Source organism: Micromonospora sp. M71_S20 (assembly GCF_003664255.1).
Taxonomy (GTDB): Bacteria; Actinomycetota; Actinomycetes; order Mycobacteriales; family Micromonosporaceae; genus Micromonospora.
This window is the reverse complement of sequence record NZ_RCCV01000001.1, coordinates 4,534,000-4,549,862: the sequence shown is the minus strand read 5'-3', so window position 1 is coordinate 4,549,862 and position 15,863 is coordinate 4,534,000. Positions and strand designations below refer to the sequence as shown.

The window sequence follows — 15,863 nt, the reverse complement described above, 5'->3', positions numbered from 1 at the left end:
GCGTCTCCTTCACCGGTCGGAAGACCGACCGTACCCGTCACCACCGAAAAACGTCCGGAACGGCGGGGCCGCTCCACCGGCCCATCTTGCCCCACGATCGGGGGTTGACGACACGGCAGGTCGGTTCTAGCGTTCGGACGAGTTACGGAAGTATTCCGGAAACTTGTCGGACACCTTTCGGTCGTCGCGCCGGCGGCGACGTCCCCCACCACACCCCCACCACGAGAGGTCGATCATGACTGTACGCACGCGGCTCGCCCGGGTCGTCGCGCTCGGCGCCGCCCTGGCGTTGGCGTTGCCACTGACCGCCTGCGGCGACGGTGACTCGGCCGCCGGCCCGGACGAGATCCGCATCCTGGTGTACGGCGACGCCACCAACAAGGTCGAGAAACAGCTCGTCGAGACGTTCAACAAGACGTCGAAGGTCAAGGCGGTGCTGGACACCATCCCCGGTGCCGACTACCAGACCAAGCTCCAGACCATCATCAACACCAAGCAGGCGCCGGACGTCTTCTTCAACTGGGGCGGCGGCAGCATCACCCCGTTCGTCAAGGCCGACCTGCTGCTGCCGCTCGACGACATGATCGCCAAGGACCCGGGGCTGAAGGCGAACTTCCTGCCGTCGGTCTTCAACACCGCCATGGTCGACGGCAAGGCGTACGGGGTGCCGATGCGCGGCACCCAGCCGGTGCTGCTGTTCCACAACAAGAAGGTCCTCGCCGACGCCGGGATCACCCCGCCGAAGACGTGGGACGACCTGCTGGCCGCCGTGAAGACCCTCAAGGGCAAGGGGCTCACGCCGATCGCCCTCGGCGGCGGCGACCAGTGGCCGACCCAGATGTGGTACCAGTACCTCTACGACCGGGTGGCCGGTCCCGAGCTGTTCGCCAAGGCGCTCGACGGCGACAAGAGTGCCTGGGAGAGCCCGGAGAGCCGCCGCGCCCTGGAGCTGCTGCGGCAACTGACCGACGCGGGCGCGTTCGGCACCAACTTCGACTCGGTCAAGTTCACCGACGGCGGCTCGCCCGCCCTGCTGGCGGGCGGCAAGGCCGGCTTCGAGCTGATGGGCTCCTGGAACTACTCGACCCACCACGACGCCAACCCGACCTTCGCCGCCGAGGGCCTCGGCTGGAGCGCCTTCCCGAGCGTCCCGGGTGGCAAGGGCGACCCGCGCAACGTGGTCGGCAACACCAACAACTTCTACTCCGTGCTGAAGAAGACCCGGCACCCGGAGGCGGTGGCCGAGTTCCTCAAGCTCCAGTACTCCGACGAGTTCGTCCAGGCGCAGCTCGCCATCGGCAACCTGCCCACCACCACCAACACCGAGAAGTTCCTCGACGGCGCCACCAACCCGGACTACCTGAAGTACCAGTTCACCCTGGTCAAGGAGGCACCGAACTTCCAGCTCTCCTGGGACCAGGCGTACCCGCCGGCGGCGACCACGACCATCCACCAGGCCGTGCAGCAGTACTGCAACGGCCGGATGGACGCCGCCGGCTTCATCAAGGCGATGCAGTCCCTCCAGGCGGGCTGAGCGCGACCATGTCCACCACCACCCTCGCCGCCCCCACCGCGACGGAGCAGCGACGGGCCCGACGAAGCCCGGGCGGCCCCACCCTCAGCCGCCCGGGCTTCGCCTGGGCCCTCCCCGCCACCCTGTTCTTCGGGCTCTTCGCACTCGTCCCGCTGGTCCTCGTGGTCGTGCTCAGCTTCACCAGCTGGGCGGGCCTCGGCTCCCCGGAGTACGTCGGGCTGGACAACTGGCGGCGGCTCGCCCGCGACCCCGTGATGATCAACAGCCTGTGGCTGAGTGTCCTGCTCACCGCCCTCGGCGTGCTGGTGCAGACGCCGCTGAGCCTGCTGATCGGCGTGTGGGCGGCCGGGCCGCAGCGCAACCGGGCCGTGCTGTCCGCGATCTTCTTCCTCCCGCTGCTGCTGTCGGCGACCGCCGTGTCGGTGCTGTGGCGGGCACTGCTCGACCCGAACTTCGGCGTGCCCGGCCAGGCCCCGTGGCTGTTCGGCGACGGCAACCTCTTCGGCAGCCGGACGGGCGCGATCGCCGTGCTGGTCTTCGTCGGCAGCTGGCAGTTCATCCCGTTCCACGCGCTGATCTACCAGGGCGCGGCCCGCGCCGTACCGGCGGTGCTCTACCAGGCCGCCGAGGTCGACGGCGCCGGCCGGTGGGGACAGTTCCGCCACGTCACCCTGCCGCAGCTGCGCAACGCCATGATCACCTCGGTGGTGCTCATGGTCGTCGGCGGGCTCACCACGTTCGACACCGTGCTGATCCTCACCCAGGGCGGGCCGGGCACCGACACCACCATCACCGCCTACCACATGTACGAGCAGGCGTTCCGCAGCTTCGACTTCGGCGCCGGCGCGGCCATCGCCCTGCTCCTCGTCGTCGTCGCCACCGTCATCTCGCTGATCGTGGTCCGGGTCTCCGGCTACGACCGGATGCGCTCCACGATGGAGGGACTGTGAAGCGGCACCGCCCCAACTGGCTGGCCGGGCTCGGCGCCGTGGCCTGGCTCCTCCTCGTCGGCCTGCCGATCTACGTCATGCTGGCGATCACCGTGCAGACCCGCGAGGGGTACGGCCGCAACGGCCCGATCGCGCTGCCCGACACCTTCACCCTGGACAACTACACCGGCGCCTTCGACGAGGGCTTCGGCCGCTACCTGCTCAACACCCTGGTGGTCACGGCGAGCGTGGTGGGCATCGTGCTGCTGCTCGTGCCGCCCCTGGCGTACGCCATCGTGCGCAGCCGCAGCCGGCTCACCTCCGGCGTGTTCCGGCTGTTCCTGCTGGGCCTGGCGATCCCCGCGCAGGCGGTCATCGTGCCGATCTTCTACCTGATCAGCAAGGCCGGGCTCTACGACAACCTCGTCGGCGTCATCCTGCCCACCGCCGCCTTCTCCCTGCCGGTGTGCGCGCTGATCCTCAGCGGCGTCATGCGCGACATCACCCCCGACCTGTACGAGGCGATGGCCATCGACGGCGCCAGCCCCGCGCGGGTGTTCGGCCAACTGGTGCTGCCGCTGTCGCGCGGCGGGATCGCCACCATCGCGGTCTTCTCCGCCCTGCAGGCGTGGAACGGCTTCCTGTTCCCGCTGATCCTCACCCAGTCCGACTCCACCAAGGTGATCACCCTCGGCCTCTACAACTTCCAGACGCAGTACGGGATCAACATTCCCGGCCTGCTCGCCGCGGTCGTGCTGTCGATGGTGCCCGTCCTGCTCGTCTATCTGTTCGCCCGACGGGCCCTGGTGCAGGGGCTGATGGGCGTCGGAGGAAAGTGACCGACAACGTGACCCTGGACATCGCCACCGGCGCCGCGATCTGGACCGACCCGACCCTCGACCTCGCGACCCGGGTGGACGCCCTGGTCGCCGCGATGACCCTGCCGGAGAAGGTGGCCCAGCTCTACGGCGTCTGGGTCGGCGCCGCCGCCGACGGGGGAGAGGTCGCGCCGTACCAGCACGAGATGGAGGAACCGGTCGACCTGGCCGCCCTGCTGGGCACGGGTCTCGGCCAGCTGACCCGCCCGTTCGGCACCGCCCCGGTCGACCCCGCGCTCGGTGCGCTGTCGCTGCTGCGGACCCAGCAGCGCGTCGCCGCCGCGAACCGGTTCGGCATCCCGGCGATGGCGCACGAGGAGTGCCTGGCCGGCTTCGCCGCCTGGGGCGCCACCGCCTACCCCGTGCCGTTGTCCTGGGGCGCCACCTTCGACCCGGAGCTGATCGGGCGGATGGCCGCCGCCATCGGCGCCGACCTGCGTCGCGTCGGGGTGCACCAGGGACTGGCCCCGGTGCTCGACGTGGTGCGCGACGCGCGCTGGGGACGGGTGGAGGAGACCATCGGCGAGGACCCCTACCTGGTGGGCACGATCGCCACCGCGTACGTGCGGGGCCTGGAGTCCGCGGGCGTGGTGGCGACGCTGAAGCACTTCGCCGGCTACTCCGCCTCCCGGGGCGGGCGCAACCTGGCGCCGGTGGCGATGGGTCCCCGCGAGCGCGCCGACGTGATCCTCCCGCCGTTCGAGATGGCGGTACGCGAGGGCGGCGCGCGGTCGGTGATGCACGCCTACACCGACACCGACGGGATGCCCTCGGCGGCCGACGAGGACCTGCTGACCGGCCTGCTCCGCGACGCCTGGGGCTTCCCGGGCACCGTGGTGGCCGACTACTTCGGCGTCGCCTTCCTGCGCACCCTGCACGGGGTGGCCGGCAGCTGGGCGGAGGCGGCGGCCGTCGCCCTCGCCGCCGGAGTGGACGTCGAGCTGCCGACGGTGAAGACGTTCGGCGAGCCGCTGCGCGAGGCGCTCGCGGCCGGCGCGGTGCCGGGGGCGCTGGTCGACCGGGCGGTCCGTCGGGTGCTGACGCAGAAGGCGCAGCTCGGTCTCCTCGACGCCGACTGGAGTCCGGTGCCGGCCGCGCTGGCCGGCGCCGACCTGTCCGACCCGGAGGCGCTGCGCGGCACCGTCGACCTGGACCCGCCGGCCAACCGGGCGCTGGCCCGCGAGGTCGCCGAGCGTGCCGTGGTGCTGCTGGCCAACGACGGCACCCTGCCGCTCGACCGGCCGGCCCGCATCGCGCTGGTCGGCCCGCAGGCGGAGAGCCCCACGGCGGTGCTCGGCTGCTACTCGTTCCCGGCCCACGTCGGCTCGCGGCATCCCGAGGTGCCCGTCGGCATCGAGCTGCCCACCCTGGCGGCGGCGCTGCGCGCCGAGTTCGCAGACAGCGTCGTGGTCACCGCGGCCGGCGTCTCCGTCGACGGCGACGGCACCGACGGGGTGGCGGCGGCGGTCGCGGCGGCGCGGGGTGCGGACGTGGTGGTCGCCGCGCTCGGCGACCGGGCGGGACTGTTCGGCCGGGGCACCAGCGGCGAGGGTTGCGACGCCGAGTCGCTGGCCCTGCCCGGGGCGCAGCAGCACCTGCTCGACGCGCTGCTGGACACCGGTACGCCCGTGGTGGTGACGCTGCTCGCCGGGCGCCCCTACGCGCTGGGGCGGGCGGTGACCGACGCGGCGGCGGTCGTGCAGTCGTTCTTCCCCGGCGAGGAGGGCACCCCGGCCATCGCCGGCGTGCTCAGCGGCCGGGTCGCGCCGCAGGGGCGGCTGCCGGTCAGCGTGCCCCGGGGCCCCGGCGCGCAGCCGACCACCTACCTCTCGGCCCGGCTGGGCCACGCCAGCGACGTCTCCAACGTCGACCCGACGCCCGCGTACGGCTTCGGGCACGGCCTGGGCTACACCACGTTCGACTGGTCGGGCCTGGTCGTCGACGAGCCGGTCGCGGCGACCGACGGTGAGCTGCGGCTGCACTTCACGGTGCGCAACACCGGCTCCCGGTGGGGCAGCGAGGTGGTGCAGGTGTACGCGCACGATCCGGTGGCCTCGGTGGTCCAGCCGGTGCAGCGCCTCGTCGGCTACCTCCGGGTGCCGCTGGAGGCGGGCGCGGCCTGCCGGATCGACCTGGCCGTGCCGGCCGACCTGTTCTCCTTCACCGGGCGCGACGGGCGGCGCGTCGTCGAGCCGGGCGAGCTGGAGCTGCGGCTCTCGGCGTCCAGCACGGACCACCGGCTCGTGGCGGCGGTCGCGCTGCGTGGTTCCGCCCGGCACGTCGACCACACCCGGCGGTTGCACCCCCGGTTCGCCGTCACGCCCTCGGCCGGCTGAACGGTGGCCCTCACCGACCTGCCCGAGGAGCAGTTGCGGGCGTACCGGGGTCAGGTGGCGGAGCCGGCGGACTTCGACCGGTTCTGGGCGGACACGATCGCCGAGGCGCGGGAGTGTGGCTGGCCGGTGCGCGCCGAGCCGGTGCCCACCGGGCTGGCCACGATCGACGTGCACGACGTGACCTTTCCCGGCTTCGCCGGGCAGCCGGTGCGGGCCTGGCTGCGGCTGCCGCGCGGCGCCGTGGCACCCCTGCCCACCGTCGTGCAGTACGCCGGCTACGGCGGCGGCCGGGGCCACCCGCTGGAGAACCTGCTGTGGGCCTCGGCCGGCTTCGGGCACCTGCAGATGGACACCCGGGGGCAGGGCGCGGGCTGGGCCCGGGGGGACACCCCGGATCCGGCCGCCGCCGGCCCCGAGGCGCCCGGGGTGGCCACCCGTGGCGTGGCGGACCCCCGCACGTACTACTACCGGCGGTTCCTCACCGACGCGGTGCGGGCGGTGGACGCGGTCCGTACCCTGCCGGCGGTCGATCCGGCGTGGGTCGCGGTCCTCGGGCACAGCCAGGGCGGCGGCGCGGCGCTCGCCGTCGCCGCGCTGACGCCCGGCCTGCGGGCCGTCGTCGCCGGCGTGCCCTTCCTGTGCGACATCCCGCGCGCGATCGTGCTCACCGACGCGCATCCGTACCGGGAGATCCGCGACTATCTGGCCGTCCACCGGCACGCCGAGGAACGGGTGCTGGCCACCCTGGCCTACGTCGACGGGGTGAACTTCGCCCGCCGGTGCCACCTGCCGGCCCGCTTCTCCGTCGCGCTGATGGACGAGATCGTGCCGCCGTCGACCGTCTTCGCCGCCGTCAACGCCTGTCGGGGGCCGACGGAGCTGTCGGTCTGGCGGTACAACGGTCACGAGGCCGGCGGGATCGACGACGACGAGGCGGCGCTGCGCTTCCTGCGCGTACACCTGTCGCCGGACCGGGCGCCCGACGGTCCGTAGCCTGATAGACAGGGGGCGTGGCCAGGCCAGTCCGGATCCGCCGGCGAGCCCCGGGCGCCGCGACCGTCCGTGGGCGGGCCGTCGCGGTGGCCGTCGTGATCGCGGCGCTCGCGCCCGGCTGCACACGGCCAGCGCCGTCGCCGTCACCGTCCGCCGTGCCGCCACCGTCGGCCGCACCGACGCCGCCACCGTCCGCCCCGCCACCGTCCGCCCCGCAGACGCCGGCGTCGGCGGCCACGCCGCCCGGGCCGGGCCTCGTCGTCCTCACCGACGTCGACCCGCGCATCCGCACCGACATCCGGTACGCCACCGCGCACAACTTCGTCGGACGGCCGGTCGCCGGCTACCCCGAACCGCTCTGCCTGCTCACCCGCCGGGCCGCCGAGGCGCTGCGCCGGGTGCAGGACACCGCCCTCGCCCGGGGCCGCAGCCTGAAGGTGTACGACTGCTACCGCCCCCGGCGGGCCGCCGTCGACTTCGTCGAGTGGGCCAGGCAGCCCGGCGAGCAGCGGATGAAGGCGGAGTTCTATCCCCGGGTGGCGAAGTCCGACCTGTTCGACGAGGGGTACATCGGCGCACCCACCGCGCACAGCCGGGGCAGCACGCTCGACCTGACCCTGGTCGACGTGCCGACCCCCACCCAGCCCCCGTACGCCCCGGGCCAGCCCCTGGTCTCCTGCACCGCCCCCCGGGGGCAGCGGTTCGCCGACAACGGCGTCGACATGGGCACCGGCTTCGACTGCTTCGACCCGCTCGCGCACACCGACTCGCCGCAGGTCACCGGCGCGCCCCGGGACAACCGGCGGCTGCTGCGGCAGCTGATGACCGACGGCGGCTTCGTCAACTACGACCGCGAGTGGTGGCACTACCGCTACCGCGACGAGCCCTGGCCGGACACGTACTTCGACCTGCCGGTGGCCCGCTCCTCGGCCGAGCCCGCGGGCGGCTGAGACGACCAGGGTCCGCCCCGCCTACTTGAAGGCGGCGTGGCCGGTCAGCACCTGTCCGATGATCAGCTGATGCACCTCGGAGGTGCCCTCGTAGGTGAGCACGGACTCGAGGTTGGCCGAGTGCCGGATGACCGGGTAGTCGAGGGTGATCCCGGCGGCGCCCAGGATGGCGCGGCACTCGCGGGCGATGGCGATGGCCTCCCGCACGCTGTTGAGCTTGCCCAGGCTGATCTGCCGGTGGTCGAGCGTGCCGGCGTCCTTCATCGCGCCGATCTGCAACGCCAGCAGCATCCCCTTGCCCAGCTCCAGCCCCATGTCGGCGAGCTTGAGCTGGGTGGCCTGGTACGCGGCGAGCGGCTTGTCGAAGATCTGCCGGCTGCGGGCGTACGCGATCGTCGTCTCCAGGCAGTCGTGGGCCGCGCCCAGCGCCCCGAAGACGATGCCGAAGCGGGCCTCGTTGAGGCACGACAGCGGCCCGGACAGGCCGGCGGCCTCCGGCAGCATCGCGTCGGCGGGCAGCCGCACGTCGTCGAGGACGAGTTCCGAGGTCACCGAGGCGCGCAGGGAGAGCTTGCGGGTGATCTCCGGGGCCGTGAAGCCGGGGGTGCCGGCCGGGACGAGGAAGCCGCGTACGCCCTCGTCGGTGCGGGCCCACACCACGGCGACATCCGCGACGGAGCCGTTGGTGATCCACATCTTGGTGCCGTTGAGCACCCAGTCGTCGCCGTCGCGGCGGGCCCTGGTCCGCATGCCGGCCGGGTCGGAGCCGAAGTCCGGTTCGGTCAGGCCGAAGCAGCCGATCGCCTCGCCGGCGGCCATCCGGGGCAGCCACTGCTGCTTCTGCTCCTCGGAGCCGAAGCGCCAGATGGCGTACATGGCGAGCGACCCCTGCACCGAGACCAGGGAGCGCAGCCCCGAGTCGCCCGCCTCCAGCTCGAAGCAGGCCAGCCCGTACGCGACGGCGGAGGTGCCGGCGCAGCCGTAGCCGTTGAGGTGCATGCCGAGCACACCGAGCTCGCCGAGTTCGCGGGCCAGGTCCCGCACGGGCAGGCGGCCCTGCTCGTACCAGGTGGCGATCTCCGGGCGGATCCGTCGGTCGACGAAGCCGCGTACGGCGGCCTGGAGGTCTCGGGTGTCGTCGTCGATCAGGGCGTCGACGCCGAAGTACGCGAGCGTGGTCGCGGGGGTGGACAGGGTCACGGTTCGTTTCCTTCCGGGGCTTGCAGGTGCGCGATCACGCTACGCGCGACGGCGACGGCCATCGCGTCCAGCGCGTCGCGGGTCATCGCCGCCATGTGCGGGGTGGCGAAGACCCTCGGGTGGTGCAGGAGCGGATCGTCGGGACGGGGCGGCTCGGGCGCGAAGACGTCCACCGCGTAGCCCCGCAGCCGCCCGGCGTCGAGCGCGGCGAGTACGGCCCCGCTGTCCACGACCCCGGCCCGCGCCGTGTTGACCAGCAGGGCGTCCGGTCGCATCCGGGCGAGCGCGGCGGCGTCGACGAGCCCGATCGTCTGCGGGGTCTGCGGCACGTGCAGGCTCACCACGTCGGCCTCGCGCAGCAGGTCGTCCAGCGCGACGAGGCGTACTCCCGGCGGCGGGCCGGCCGTCGCGACGTCGTGCCCGATCACGTTCATGCCCAGTCCCCGGGCGCGGGCCGCGACGCCCCGGCCGATCGCGCCGAGCCCGACCAGGCCCAGGGTGCGGCCGGCCAGCATGGTCCCGGTCAGCCCGGCCGCGACGACCGCGGACGGCAGTGACCGGCCGGCCGGCAGGGCGCCCCGGGTCAACGACGCGGCGGCCGCCGGCGCCTGCCGGGCGAGGGCGAGGGCGGCCAGGATGACGAACTCGGCCACCGATTCGGCGTTGGCGCCCGGCGTGCCGACCACCCGGATGCCCAGGCGGTCGGCCGCGGCGAGGTCGATGCCGTCCAGCCCGGCGCCGTGGCGGCCGACGATCCTGAGTCGCCGGCCGGCTTCGAGCATGCCGGCCGTCACCGGTGAGGAGCGCACCACGAGGGCGTCGGCGGAGGTCAGTGGCCCGGCGGCGAGTGCCGCCGGGTCGGTGGCGTGGGCGACGTGCACCTCGCCCGCCGCCCGCAGCAGCGCCATGCCGGCCTCGGCGATCGGCTCGGTGAGCAGGATCTTCGGTGTCATGCCGTCATCACCAGCCGGTGTAACAGGTCACCGGCACGGAGTAGAAGTCCCGCGCGTAGCCGCCCTGCTCCCGGGGCCCGTGGTTGGAGGCGCCGGTGCCGCCGAAGGGCAGGTGCAGCTCGGTGCCGGCGGTGGGCAGGTTGACCGAGACGATGCCGGCGCGGGCGTCGCGCTTGAACCGTTCGGCCGCCGACAGCGACGTGGTCACGATGCCGGCGGAGAGCCCGTAGTCGGTGTCGCCGGCGACGCTGATCGCCTCGTCGAGGTCGTCGACCCTGATCACGCAGGAGACCGGGCCGAAGATCTCCTCCCGGGCCAACCGCATGTCGTTGCGCGCGTCGGCGAAGAGGGTGGGCCGCATGAACTGTCCCTCGTCCGGGTGGTGCGTCCCGCCGGCCACCACGGTCGCGCCCTCGTCGCGTCCGATCCGGACGTAGTCGAGGTTCTGGGCGAGCTGTTCGGGGCTCACCACCGGGCCCAGGTCACTGAGGGGGTCGAGTGGGTCGCCGACCCGCAGCGCACCGGCCGCCGCGGCCAGCGTCTCGACGAACCGGTCGTGGATGCCCGCCTGCACGATCAGCCGGCTCGACGCCGTGCAGCGCTGGCCGCTGCTGAAGAAGCTGCCGTCCAGGGCGCAGCGCACCGCGACCTCCAGGTCGGCGTCGTCGAGCACCACGAGTGGGTTCTTGCCGCCCATCTCCAGCTGGAACCGCTTGTTGCCGTGGGCGAGGCACCGCTGTGCCACGTGGCGGCCGGTGCCGGTGCCCCCGGTGAAGGAGACGCCGTCGATCCCGGTCGAGGTCAACAGCTCCTCGCCGACCACCCGGCCGGCGCCCATGACGAGGTTGAACACGCCGGGTGGCAGCCCGGACCCGGCGATGATCCGGGTGAGTTCCCCGGCGGAGGCGGTGACCAGTTCGGCCGGCTTGAGCACGACCGCATTGCCGTAGGCGAGCGCGGGCGCGACCTTCCACGCCGGGATGGCGAGCGGGTAGTTCCACGGCGTGATGATGCCGACGACGCCCAACGGTCGGCGCCGGACCTCGGCGTGGACGTTGGGGCGGGTGGAGGAGTAGACCTCGCCCTGCGGTTGCAGCAGCTGGTGGGCGTAGTAGCGGAAGGTCTGACCGGCCCGGGTGACCTCCCCGCGCGCCTCGCTGAGCAGCTTGCCCTCCTCCCGCGAGAGCAGGACCGCGAGCTCCTCGGTCCGTCGCAGGATGGTGGTGCCGATGTGGTCCAGGATCTCCATCCGGGACCCGACGGACTGCCCGGCCCAGCCGGGCTGGGCGCGGCGGGCGGCCTCGATCGCCGCGCGGGCGGTGTCCCGGCCGGCCACGGCGTACTCGCTGACGACCTCGCCGGGGCGCGCGGGGTTGCCGTTCGGCCGGCGTTCCCCGTCGATCCACTCGCCGTCGACGAGGTTGAGGTGGTGCGGCACGGTCGTGCTCATCGGCCACCGGCCGCGGCGGCGAGGGGCTGGTCCAACGGGCCGGGGTCCTCCGGGAAGTGGCAGGCGACCTGGTGGCCGCTGCCGGCGGCCGTGGTGAGCACCGGCTCCTGCGCCGCGCAGATCTCCTGCGCCTTCCAGCACCGGGTGCGGAAGCGGCATCCGCTGGGCGGGCTGAGCGGGCTCGGCACGTCTCCGGTGAGGATGACGCGCTGGCGTTCGGTCTCGACCAGCGGATCGGGAATCGGCACCGCCGACAGCAACGCCTTGGTGTACGGGTGCTGCGGCCGGCGGTACATGTCCTCGCACTCGCCCACCTCGACGACGGTGCCGAGGTACATCACGGCGATGCGGTCGCAGAGGTGCCGCACGACGGCCAGGTCGTGGGCGATGAACATCATCGTCAGGCCCAGGTCTTCCTGCAACTGTTCGAGCAGGTTGACGATCTGGGCCTGGACCGAGACGTCCAGCGCGGAGACCGGCTCGTCGGCGACGATGAAGTCCGGGTTGCTGACCAGCGCCCGCGCGATGCCGACCCGTTGCCGCTGGCCGCCGGAGAACTCGTGCGGATAGCGACTGTGCCACTGTTCGCTGAGCCCGACCAGCTGCATGGTGTCCACCGCCTTGGCCCGCCGGCCGGCGGCGGAGAGATCCGCGTGCACCAGCAGCGGCTCCTCGATGAGTTCGCCGATGGTCATGCGCGGGTTCAGCGACGCGTACGGGTCCTGGAAGATCATCTGCATCCGGCGGCGCATCGCCCGCATCCGGCCCCGGCTGAGGGTGGTCAGCTCGGTGCCGTCGAAGGTCACCGTCCCGCTGGTGGGCTTGAGGAGCTGGAGGATGGCCCGCCCGGTGGTGGACTTGCCGCAGCCGGACTCGCCCACCACACCGATGATCTCGCCACGCCGGACGTCGAGATCCACTCCGGACACGGCACGCAGGCGGGCCGGTCGCAGCTTGCCACGCGCGGGCACCTTGAAGTCGACCGCCAGATCGCGCACCCGCAGCAGGGCGTGCTCCACAGCGGTGACGGGGGATTCGGTCATCGGCTCTCCTCGGTCGAGAGGTAGGGGTGCCGGTCCTCGGTGGAGAGCCAGCCGCCCTCGCTTTCGGGTCGCATGCCCCAGCAGCGGGTCAGCTGGCCCCGGTCCGGCGTCTCCCACGTCGTGACGAGGTCGGGTGCGCCGCCGTGGCAGGTGTCCCGCACGTGCGCGCAGCGGGGCGCGAACCGGCAGCCGGGAGGCATCTCCGACAGCTCCGGCGGGCGGCCGGCGATCGGGCGGAGCTTGCCGCCCCGGACGAGGTCCAGCCGGGGCACCGACCCCAGCAGCCCCCAGGTGTAGGGCATCTGCGGGCGGTGGAACAGGTCGACCGTCTCGGCCCGCTCCACGATCTGCCCGGCGTACATCACGTTGACCCGCTCCGCCATGCCGGCCACGACCCCGAGGTCGTGGGTGATGAGCAGGAGGGCGGTGCGGGTCTCCCTCGCCAACTCCCGCAGCAGCTCCAGGATCTGCGCCTGGATGGTGACGTCGAGTGCGGTGGTGATCTCGTCGGCGAGGATCAGCCGGGGTTGGCAGGAGAGGGCCATCGCGATCATCACGCGTTGCCGCATGCCGCCGGAGAGTTGGTGCGGATAGGAGCTCAGCCGGGTCTCCGCGGCCGGGATGCGCACCATCTCCAGCAGCTCGACGGCGCGCGCCCGCGCGGCCCTGCGACCGAGTCCGAGGTGGAGCTCCAGGGTCTCGGTGAGTTGCCTCCCCACGGTCAGCACCGGGTTCAGCGAGGTCATCGGGTCCTGGAAGATCATCGAGATGCCCTTGCCGCGGACGGCCCGCAGTTCGCGAGGGCGCAGGCGCACCAGGTCCCTTCCTTCGAAGAGCACCTGTCCGCCGGTCACCTGACCGGCCGGCGGCACGATCAGGCCCATGATGGACTGCGCGGTGGCCGACTTTCCGCAGCCGGACTCGCCCACCAGTGCCACCGTCTCGCCCGCGTCGACGGTGAAGGAGACCCCGTCGACTGCCGTCACCGAACCCCGTGCCGCACGGAATTCGGTGCGCAGGTCCCGCACCTCCAACAAGGCCATCGAACCCACCCCGCAATCTGGACGTCTCAACGTCGCCATTCGTCAACCAGGAGTGTTGCACAGACGATGTTCGTCGTCTAGGCTCCCGGCAGCGACGAATACCGCCACCAAATGAAGTTGGAGCAACGTTGGCATCCAAGGGCTCGATCGAAAAAGATCGCAGCATCATCCGGGAACTCGTCCAGGACCCGAGGCAGACGAACGTGGCGCTCGCCGCCAAGGTCGGCCTGTCCGAGGGGTCGGTCCGACGACGGATGGAACGACTGGTCGCGGACGGGCAGTTGCAGTTCGCCGCGATCCCCAGCGCCGCTTTCATGGGTCGTCCGGTGCACACACTCTTCGAGATCCAGAGTGCGCCGGGCAGCACCGAACAGCTCATCGACAAGCTCGCCGGCATGCCCGAGATCGCGTACGTCTACCACGTGACCGGGCAGTTCGACGTCATCGCCGTCGGCTACTTCGCCTCCAGCAACGCCATGCGGCGGTTCTGGACGGAGCGGCTGGGCCACCTCGACGGGGTGATGGAGAGCCGCTCGGTGATGGTGCTACGGGTCGCCAAGCGAGCGCACGAGTGGGCCCGCGACATCGCGGTCACCGGCGACGAGGACTCCGCCTGGGACACAGGCTCGGATCCTGGCATGCCCGGTTCTGAAGTCTGATCAGACCGAGAGAGGCAAGACATGCTGCGCATCACGCTGATCCGCCTTATATCGGTTATTCCGGTCCTGCTCGGGATCTCGGTGATCTCCTTCCTGGTGATCCGCATGATCCCCGGCGACGTGATCAGCTCGATCATGGGTCAGGACTTCGGCGACCCCGCGATCGAGGCGGAGATGCGCCGCTACTTCGGGCTCGACATGCCCGTCTACGAGCAGTTCGTGAGGTGGCTGGGCGCCCTCCTCCAGGGCGACCTCGGCACCTCGATGCGTACCGGCCAGCCGGTGCTCGAAGAGATCATGCAGCGCTTCCCGTCCACGCTGCTGCTGGCGGTGTCGGCGCTGCTGGTCTCGATCCTCATCTCGATCCCGCTCGGTGTGCTCAGCGCCACCAAGCGCAACGGTCTGCTCGACGCCAGCACCCGGGTCGCGTCGCTGATCGGGCTGTCGCTGCCGAACTTCTGGCTCGGCATCCTGTTGGTGTACATCTTCTCGGTCTCGCTGGGCTGGCTGCCGTCACAGGGCGCGGGGGAGGGAGAGGGCTTCCTGGGCAGCCTGAAGTACCTCATCCTCCCCTCGGTCACCCTCGGCGCCAGCCTCGCCGCGATCAGCATGCGGATGACCCGGTCCAGCATGCTGGAGGTGCTCAACCAGGACTACGTCCGCACCGCCCGCGCCAAGGGGCTGGGCGAACGCGGGGTCATGGTCCGGCACGCCCTGCGCAACTCGCTGATCCCGGTGGTGACGGTGCTGGGCATCCAGGCCGGGGCGCTGCTGGGCGGCACGGTCATCGTGGAGCAGGTCTTCGCGTGGCCGGGGCTCGGCACCATGGTCATCCGCGGGATCAGCCAGCGTGACTACCCCGTCGTCCAGGGGACCCTGCTCTTCCTGGCCTTCTTCTACGTCGTGGTCAACCTCCTCGTCGACCTGCTCTACACCTACCTGGATCCGAGGTTGCGCAGTGGTCACTGAAGCCGCTCCCGGCCGCCGCCAACGACGCGGCAAGCAGCAGGAGGGCGCCGCCCCGAAGCCCGCCGGGCGCCGCGGGGGCCACCTGCTGAGACTGATGACGCGGGACAAGGTCGGCCTGGTCGGGCTGGTCATCGTGGTGCTGATGATCGCGGCCGCGGCGTTGGCCCCGCTGATCTCCCCCTACGACCCGACCGCGATGTCCGACCAGCGGCTCGCCCCGCCCGGCGGCGACTTCCCGCTCGGCGCCGACGAGGCCGGGCGCGACCTGCTCAGCCGGGCGCTCTACGGGGCGCGCACCTCGCTGACGGTGAGCCTGATCGTGGTGACCTGCGCCGGGGCCATCGGCGTCCTGCTGGGGCTGCTCGCCGGCTTCTACCGGGGCGTACTCGACGCGATCATCACCCCGGCGACCGACATCATGTTCTCCTTCCCCACCCTGCTGCTGGCCCTGGCGGTCGTGGCCGCCCGCGGGCCGGGCACGGAGAACCTCGTCCTGGCCCTGGTCATCGTCTTCATCCCCAGCTTCGCCCGGATCGTGCGCGGCACCGCGATGTCGGTGCGCCGGGAGCCGTACGTGGAGTCGGGGCAGGCGGTCGGGCTGAGCAACACCCGGCTCATCCTCAAGTACATCCTGCCCAACTCGGTCGCTCCGATCGCGGTGCAGTTCACCACGAGCATCGCCTACGCGATCCTGATCGAGGCGTCCCTGGGTTACCTCGGGCTCGGTGTGCAGCCGCCCCAGCCGTCCTGGGGCTCGATGCTCTCCAACGGCAAGTCCTTCATGGAGATGTCGATCTGGCCGTCGGTCGTACCCGGGGTCTGCATCATGATCGCCGTCCTCGGTTTCAACCTCCTGGGCGACACCCTTCGCGACGTACTGGACCCGCGGCTGCGGGGCCGCTCCAGTCGCTGACCCGCAAGGAGCA

Annotated in this window: 14 protein-coding genes; 9 read left to right on the top strand and 5 right to left on the bottom strand. The window is 72.1% G+C overall.

Going from position 1 to position 15,863, the window contains the following annotated elements; all coding sequences use genetic code 11:
* Window positions 1–235 precede the first annotated feature (235 nt).
* The 6 genes from DER29_RS19495 to DER29_RS19470 all read left to right on the top strand — a co-directional run bounded on the left by DER29_RS19495 (window position 236) and on the right by DER29_RS19470 (window position 7,620).
* A complete protein-coding gene (locus DER29_RS19495) occupies window positions 236–1,534 on the top strand; it encodes an ABC transporter substrate-binding protein (protein WP_121398631.1) in 1,299 nt (432 codons plus the stop codon).
* A gap of 8 nt (window positions 1,535–1,542) precedes the next feature.
* Entirely contained in the window at window positions 1,543–2,484 is a 942-nt protein-coding gene (locus DER29_RS19490; protein WP_121398630.1) for a carbohydrate ABC transporter permease, read from the top strand.
* Window positions 2,481–3,302 (top strand): carbohydrate ABC transporter permease, encoded by an 822-nt coding sequence (locus DER29_RS19485; RefSeq protein ID WP_121398629.1) that lies wholly within the window; start codon window positions 2,481–2,483, stop codon window positions 3,300–3,302. The genes DER29_RS19490 and DER29_RS19485 overlap by 4 nt, the downstream gene beginning before the upstream one ends.
* Window positions 3,299–5,677, top strand: coding sequence for a beta-glucosidase (locus DER29_RS19480; RefSeq protein WP_233599942.1), 2,379 nt, complete (start codon window positions 3,299–3,301; stop codon window positions 5,675–5,677). Before DER29_RS19485 ends, DER29_RS19480 begins: the two co-directional genes overlap by 4 nt.
* A 3-nt stretch (window positions 5,678–5,680) precedes the next feature.
* Window positions 5,681–6,670, top strand: coding sequence for an acetylxylan esterase (locus DER29_RS19475; protein ID WP_121398628.1), 990 nt, complete (start codon window positions 5,681–5,683; stop codon window positions 6,668–6,670).
* Between the two features lie 155 nt (window positions 6,671–6,825).
* On the top strand, window positions 6,826–7,620 hold the full coding sequence (locus tag DER29_RS19470; RefSeq protein ID WP_233599940.1) for a M15 family metallopeptidase: 795 nt from the start codon (window positions 6,826–6,828) through the stop codon (window positions 7,618–7,620).
* A gap of 21 nt (window positions 7,621–7,641) precedes the next feature.
* On the opposite strand, the gene DER29_RS19465 is transcribed toward DER29_RS19470, so the two are convergent.
* From DER29_RS19465 to DER29_RS19445, 5 genes are read right to left on the bottom strand one after another with little or no spacing between them, the layout of a single operon-like run.
* Complete coding sequence (locus DER29_RS19465) at window positions 7,642–8,769, bottom strand: acyl-CoA dehydrogenase family protein (RefSeq protein WP_370040322.1); 1,128 nt, start codon at window positions 8,767–8,769, stop codon at window positions 7,642–7,644.
* Window positions 8,770–8,816: 47 nt separating this feature from the next.
* On the bottom strand, window positions 8,817–9,773 hold the full coding sequence (locus DER29_RS19460) for an NAD(P)-dependent oxidoreductase (protein ID WP_121398625.1): 957 nt from the start codon (window positions 9,771–9,773) through the stop codon (window positions 8,817–8,819).
* 7 nt (window positions 9,774–9,780) lie between these two features.
* Window positions 9,781–11,223 carry an aldehyde dehydrogenase family protein gene (locus tag DER29_RS19455; RefSeq protein ID WP_121398624.1) on the bottom strand — a complete coding sequence of 481 codons (1,443 nt, stop codon included), beginning with the start codon at window positions 11,221–11,223 and terminating at the stop codon, window positions 9,781–9,783.
* Window positions 11,220–12,266 (bottom strand): ABC transporter ATP-binding protein, encoded by a 1,047-nt coding sequence (locus tag DER29_RS19450; RefSeq protein ID WP_121398623.1) that lies wholly within the window; start codon window positions 12,264–12,266, stop codon window positions 11,220–11,222. Before DER29_RS19450 ends, DER29_RS19455 begins: the two co-directional genes overlap by 4 nt.
* The gene (locus tag DER29_RS19445) at window positions 12,263–13,309 is read right to left on the bottom strand and encodes an ABC transporter ATP-binding protein (protein ID WP_121399342.1); all 1,047 of its coding nucleotides are present in this window, start codon (window positions 13,307–13,309) and stop codon (window positions 12,263–12,265) included. Before DER29_RS19445 ends, DER29_RS19450 begins: the two co-directional genes overlap by 4 nt.
* Before the next feature lie 128 nt (window positions 13,310–13,437).
* Here DER29_RS19445 and DER29_RS19440 point away from each other — a divergent pair, with 128 nt between their 5' ends.
* From DER29_RS19440 to DER29_RS19430, 3 genes are read left to right on the top strand one after another with little or no spacing between them, the layout of a single operon-like run.
* Window positions 13,438–13,968 (top strand): Lrp/AsnC family transcriptional regulator, encoded by a 531-nt coding sequence (locus tag DER29_RS19440; RefSeq protein ID WP_148710089.1) that lies wholly within the window; start codon window positions 13,438–13,440, stop codon window positions 13,966–13,968.
* Window positions 13,969–13,989: 21 nt separating this feature from the next.
* On the top strand, window positions 13,990–14,937 hold the full coding sequence (nikB, locus tag DER29_RS19435; RefSeq protein ID WP_233599939.1) for a nickel ABC transporter permease: 948 nt from the start codon (window positions 13,990–13,992) through the stop codon (window positions 14,935–14,937).
* Window positions 14,927–15,850, top strand: a complete 924-nt coding sequence (locus tag DER29_RS19430) for an ABC transporter permease (protein ID WP_233599938.1) — start codon at window positions 14,927–14,929, stop codon at window positions 15,848–15,850. Before nikB ends, DER29_RS19430 begins: the two co-directional genes overlap by 11 nt.
* Window positions 15,851–15,863 lie beyond the last annotated feature (13 nt).

What these genes read in the sequence shown, in the direction of transcription:
- DER29_RS19495 (WP_121398631.1), top strand. Translation starts at nt 236, where the DNA reads ATGACTGTACGCACGCGGCTCGCCCGGGTCGTCGCGCTCGGCGCCGCC.
- DER29_RS19490 (WP_121398630.1), top strand. Translation starts at nt 1,543, where the DNA reads ATGTCCACCACCACCCTCGCCGCCCCCACCGCGACGGAGCAGCGACGG.
- DER29_RS19460 (WP_121398625.1), bottom strand. Translation starts at nt 9,773, where the DNA reads ATGACACCGAAGATCCTGCTCACCGAGCCGATCGCCGAGGCCGGCATG.
- DER29_RS19455 (WP_121398624.1), bottom strand. Translation starts at nt 11,223, where the DNA reads ATGAGCACGACCGTGCCGCACCACCTCAACCTCGTCGACGGCGAGTGG.
- DER29_RS19450 (WP_121398623.1), bottom strand. Translation starts at nt 12,266, where the DNA reads ATGACCGAATCCCCCGTCACCGCTGTGGAGCACGCCCTGCTGCGGGTG.
- DER29_RS19445 (WP_121399342.1), bottom strand. Translation starts at nt 13,309, where the DNA reads ATGGCCTTGTTGGAGGTGCGGGACCTGCGCACCGAATTCCGTGCGGCA.
- nikB (WP_233599939.1), top strand. Translation starts at nt 13,990, where the DNA reads ATGCTGCGCATCACGCTGATCCGCCTTATATCGGTTATTCCGGTCCTG.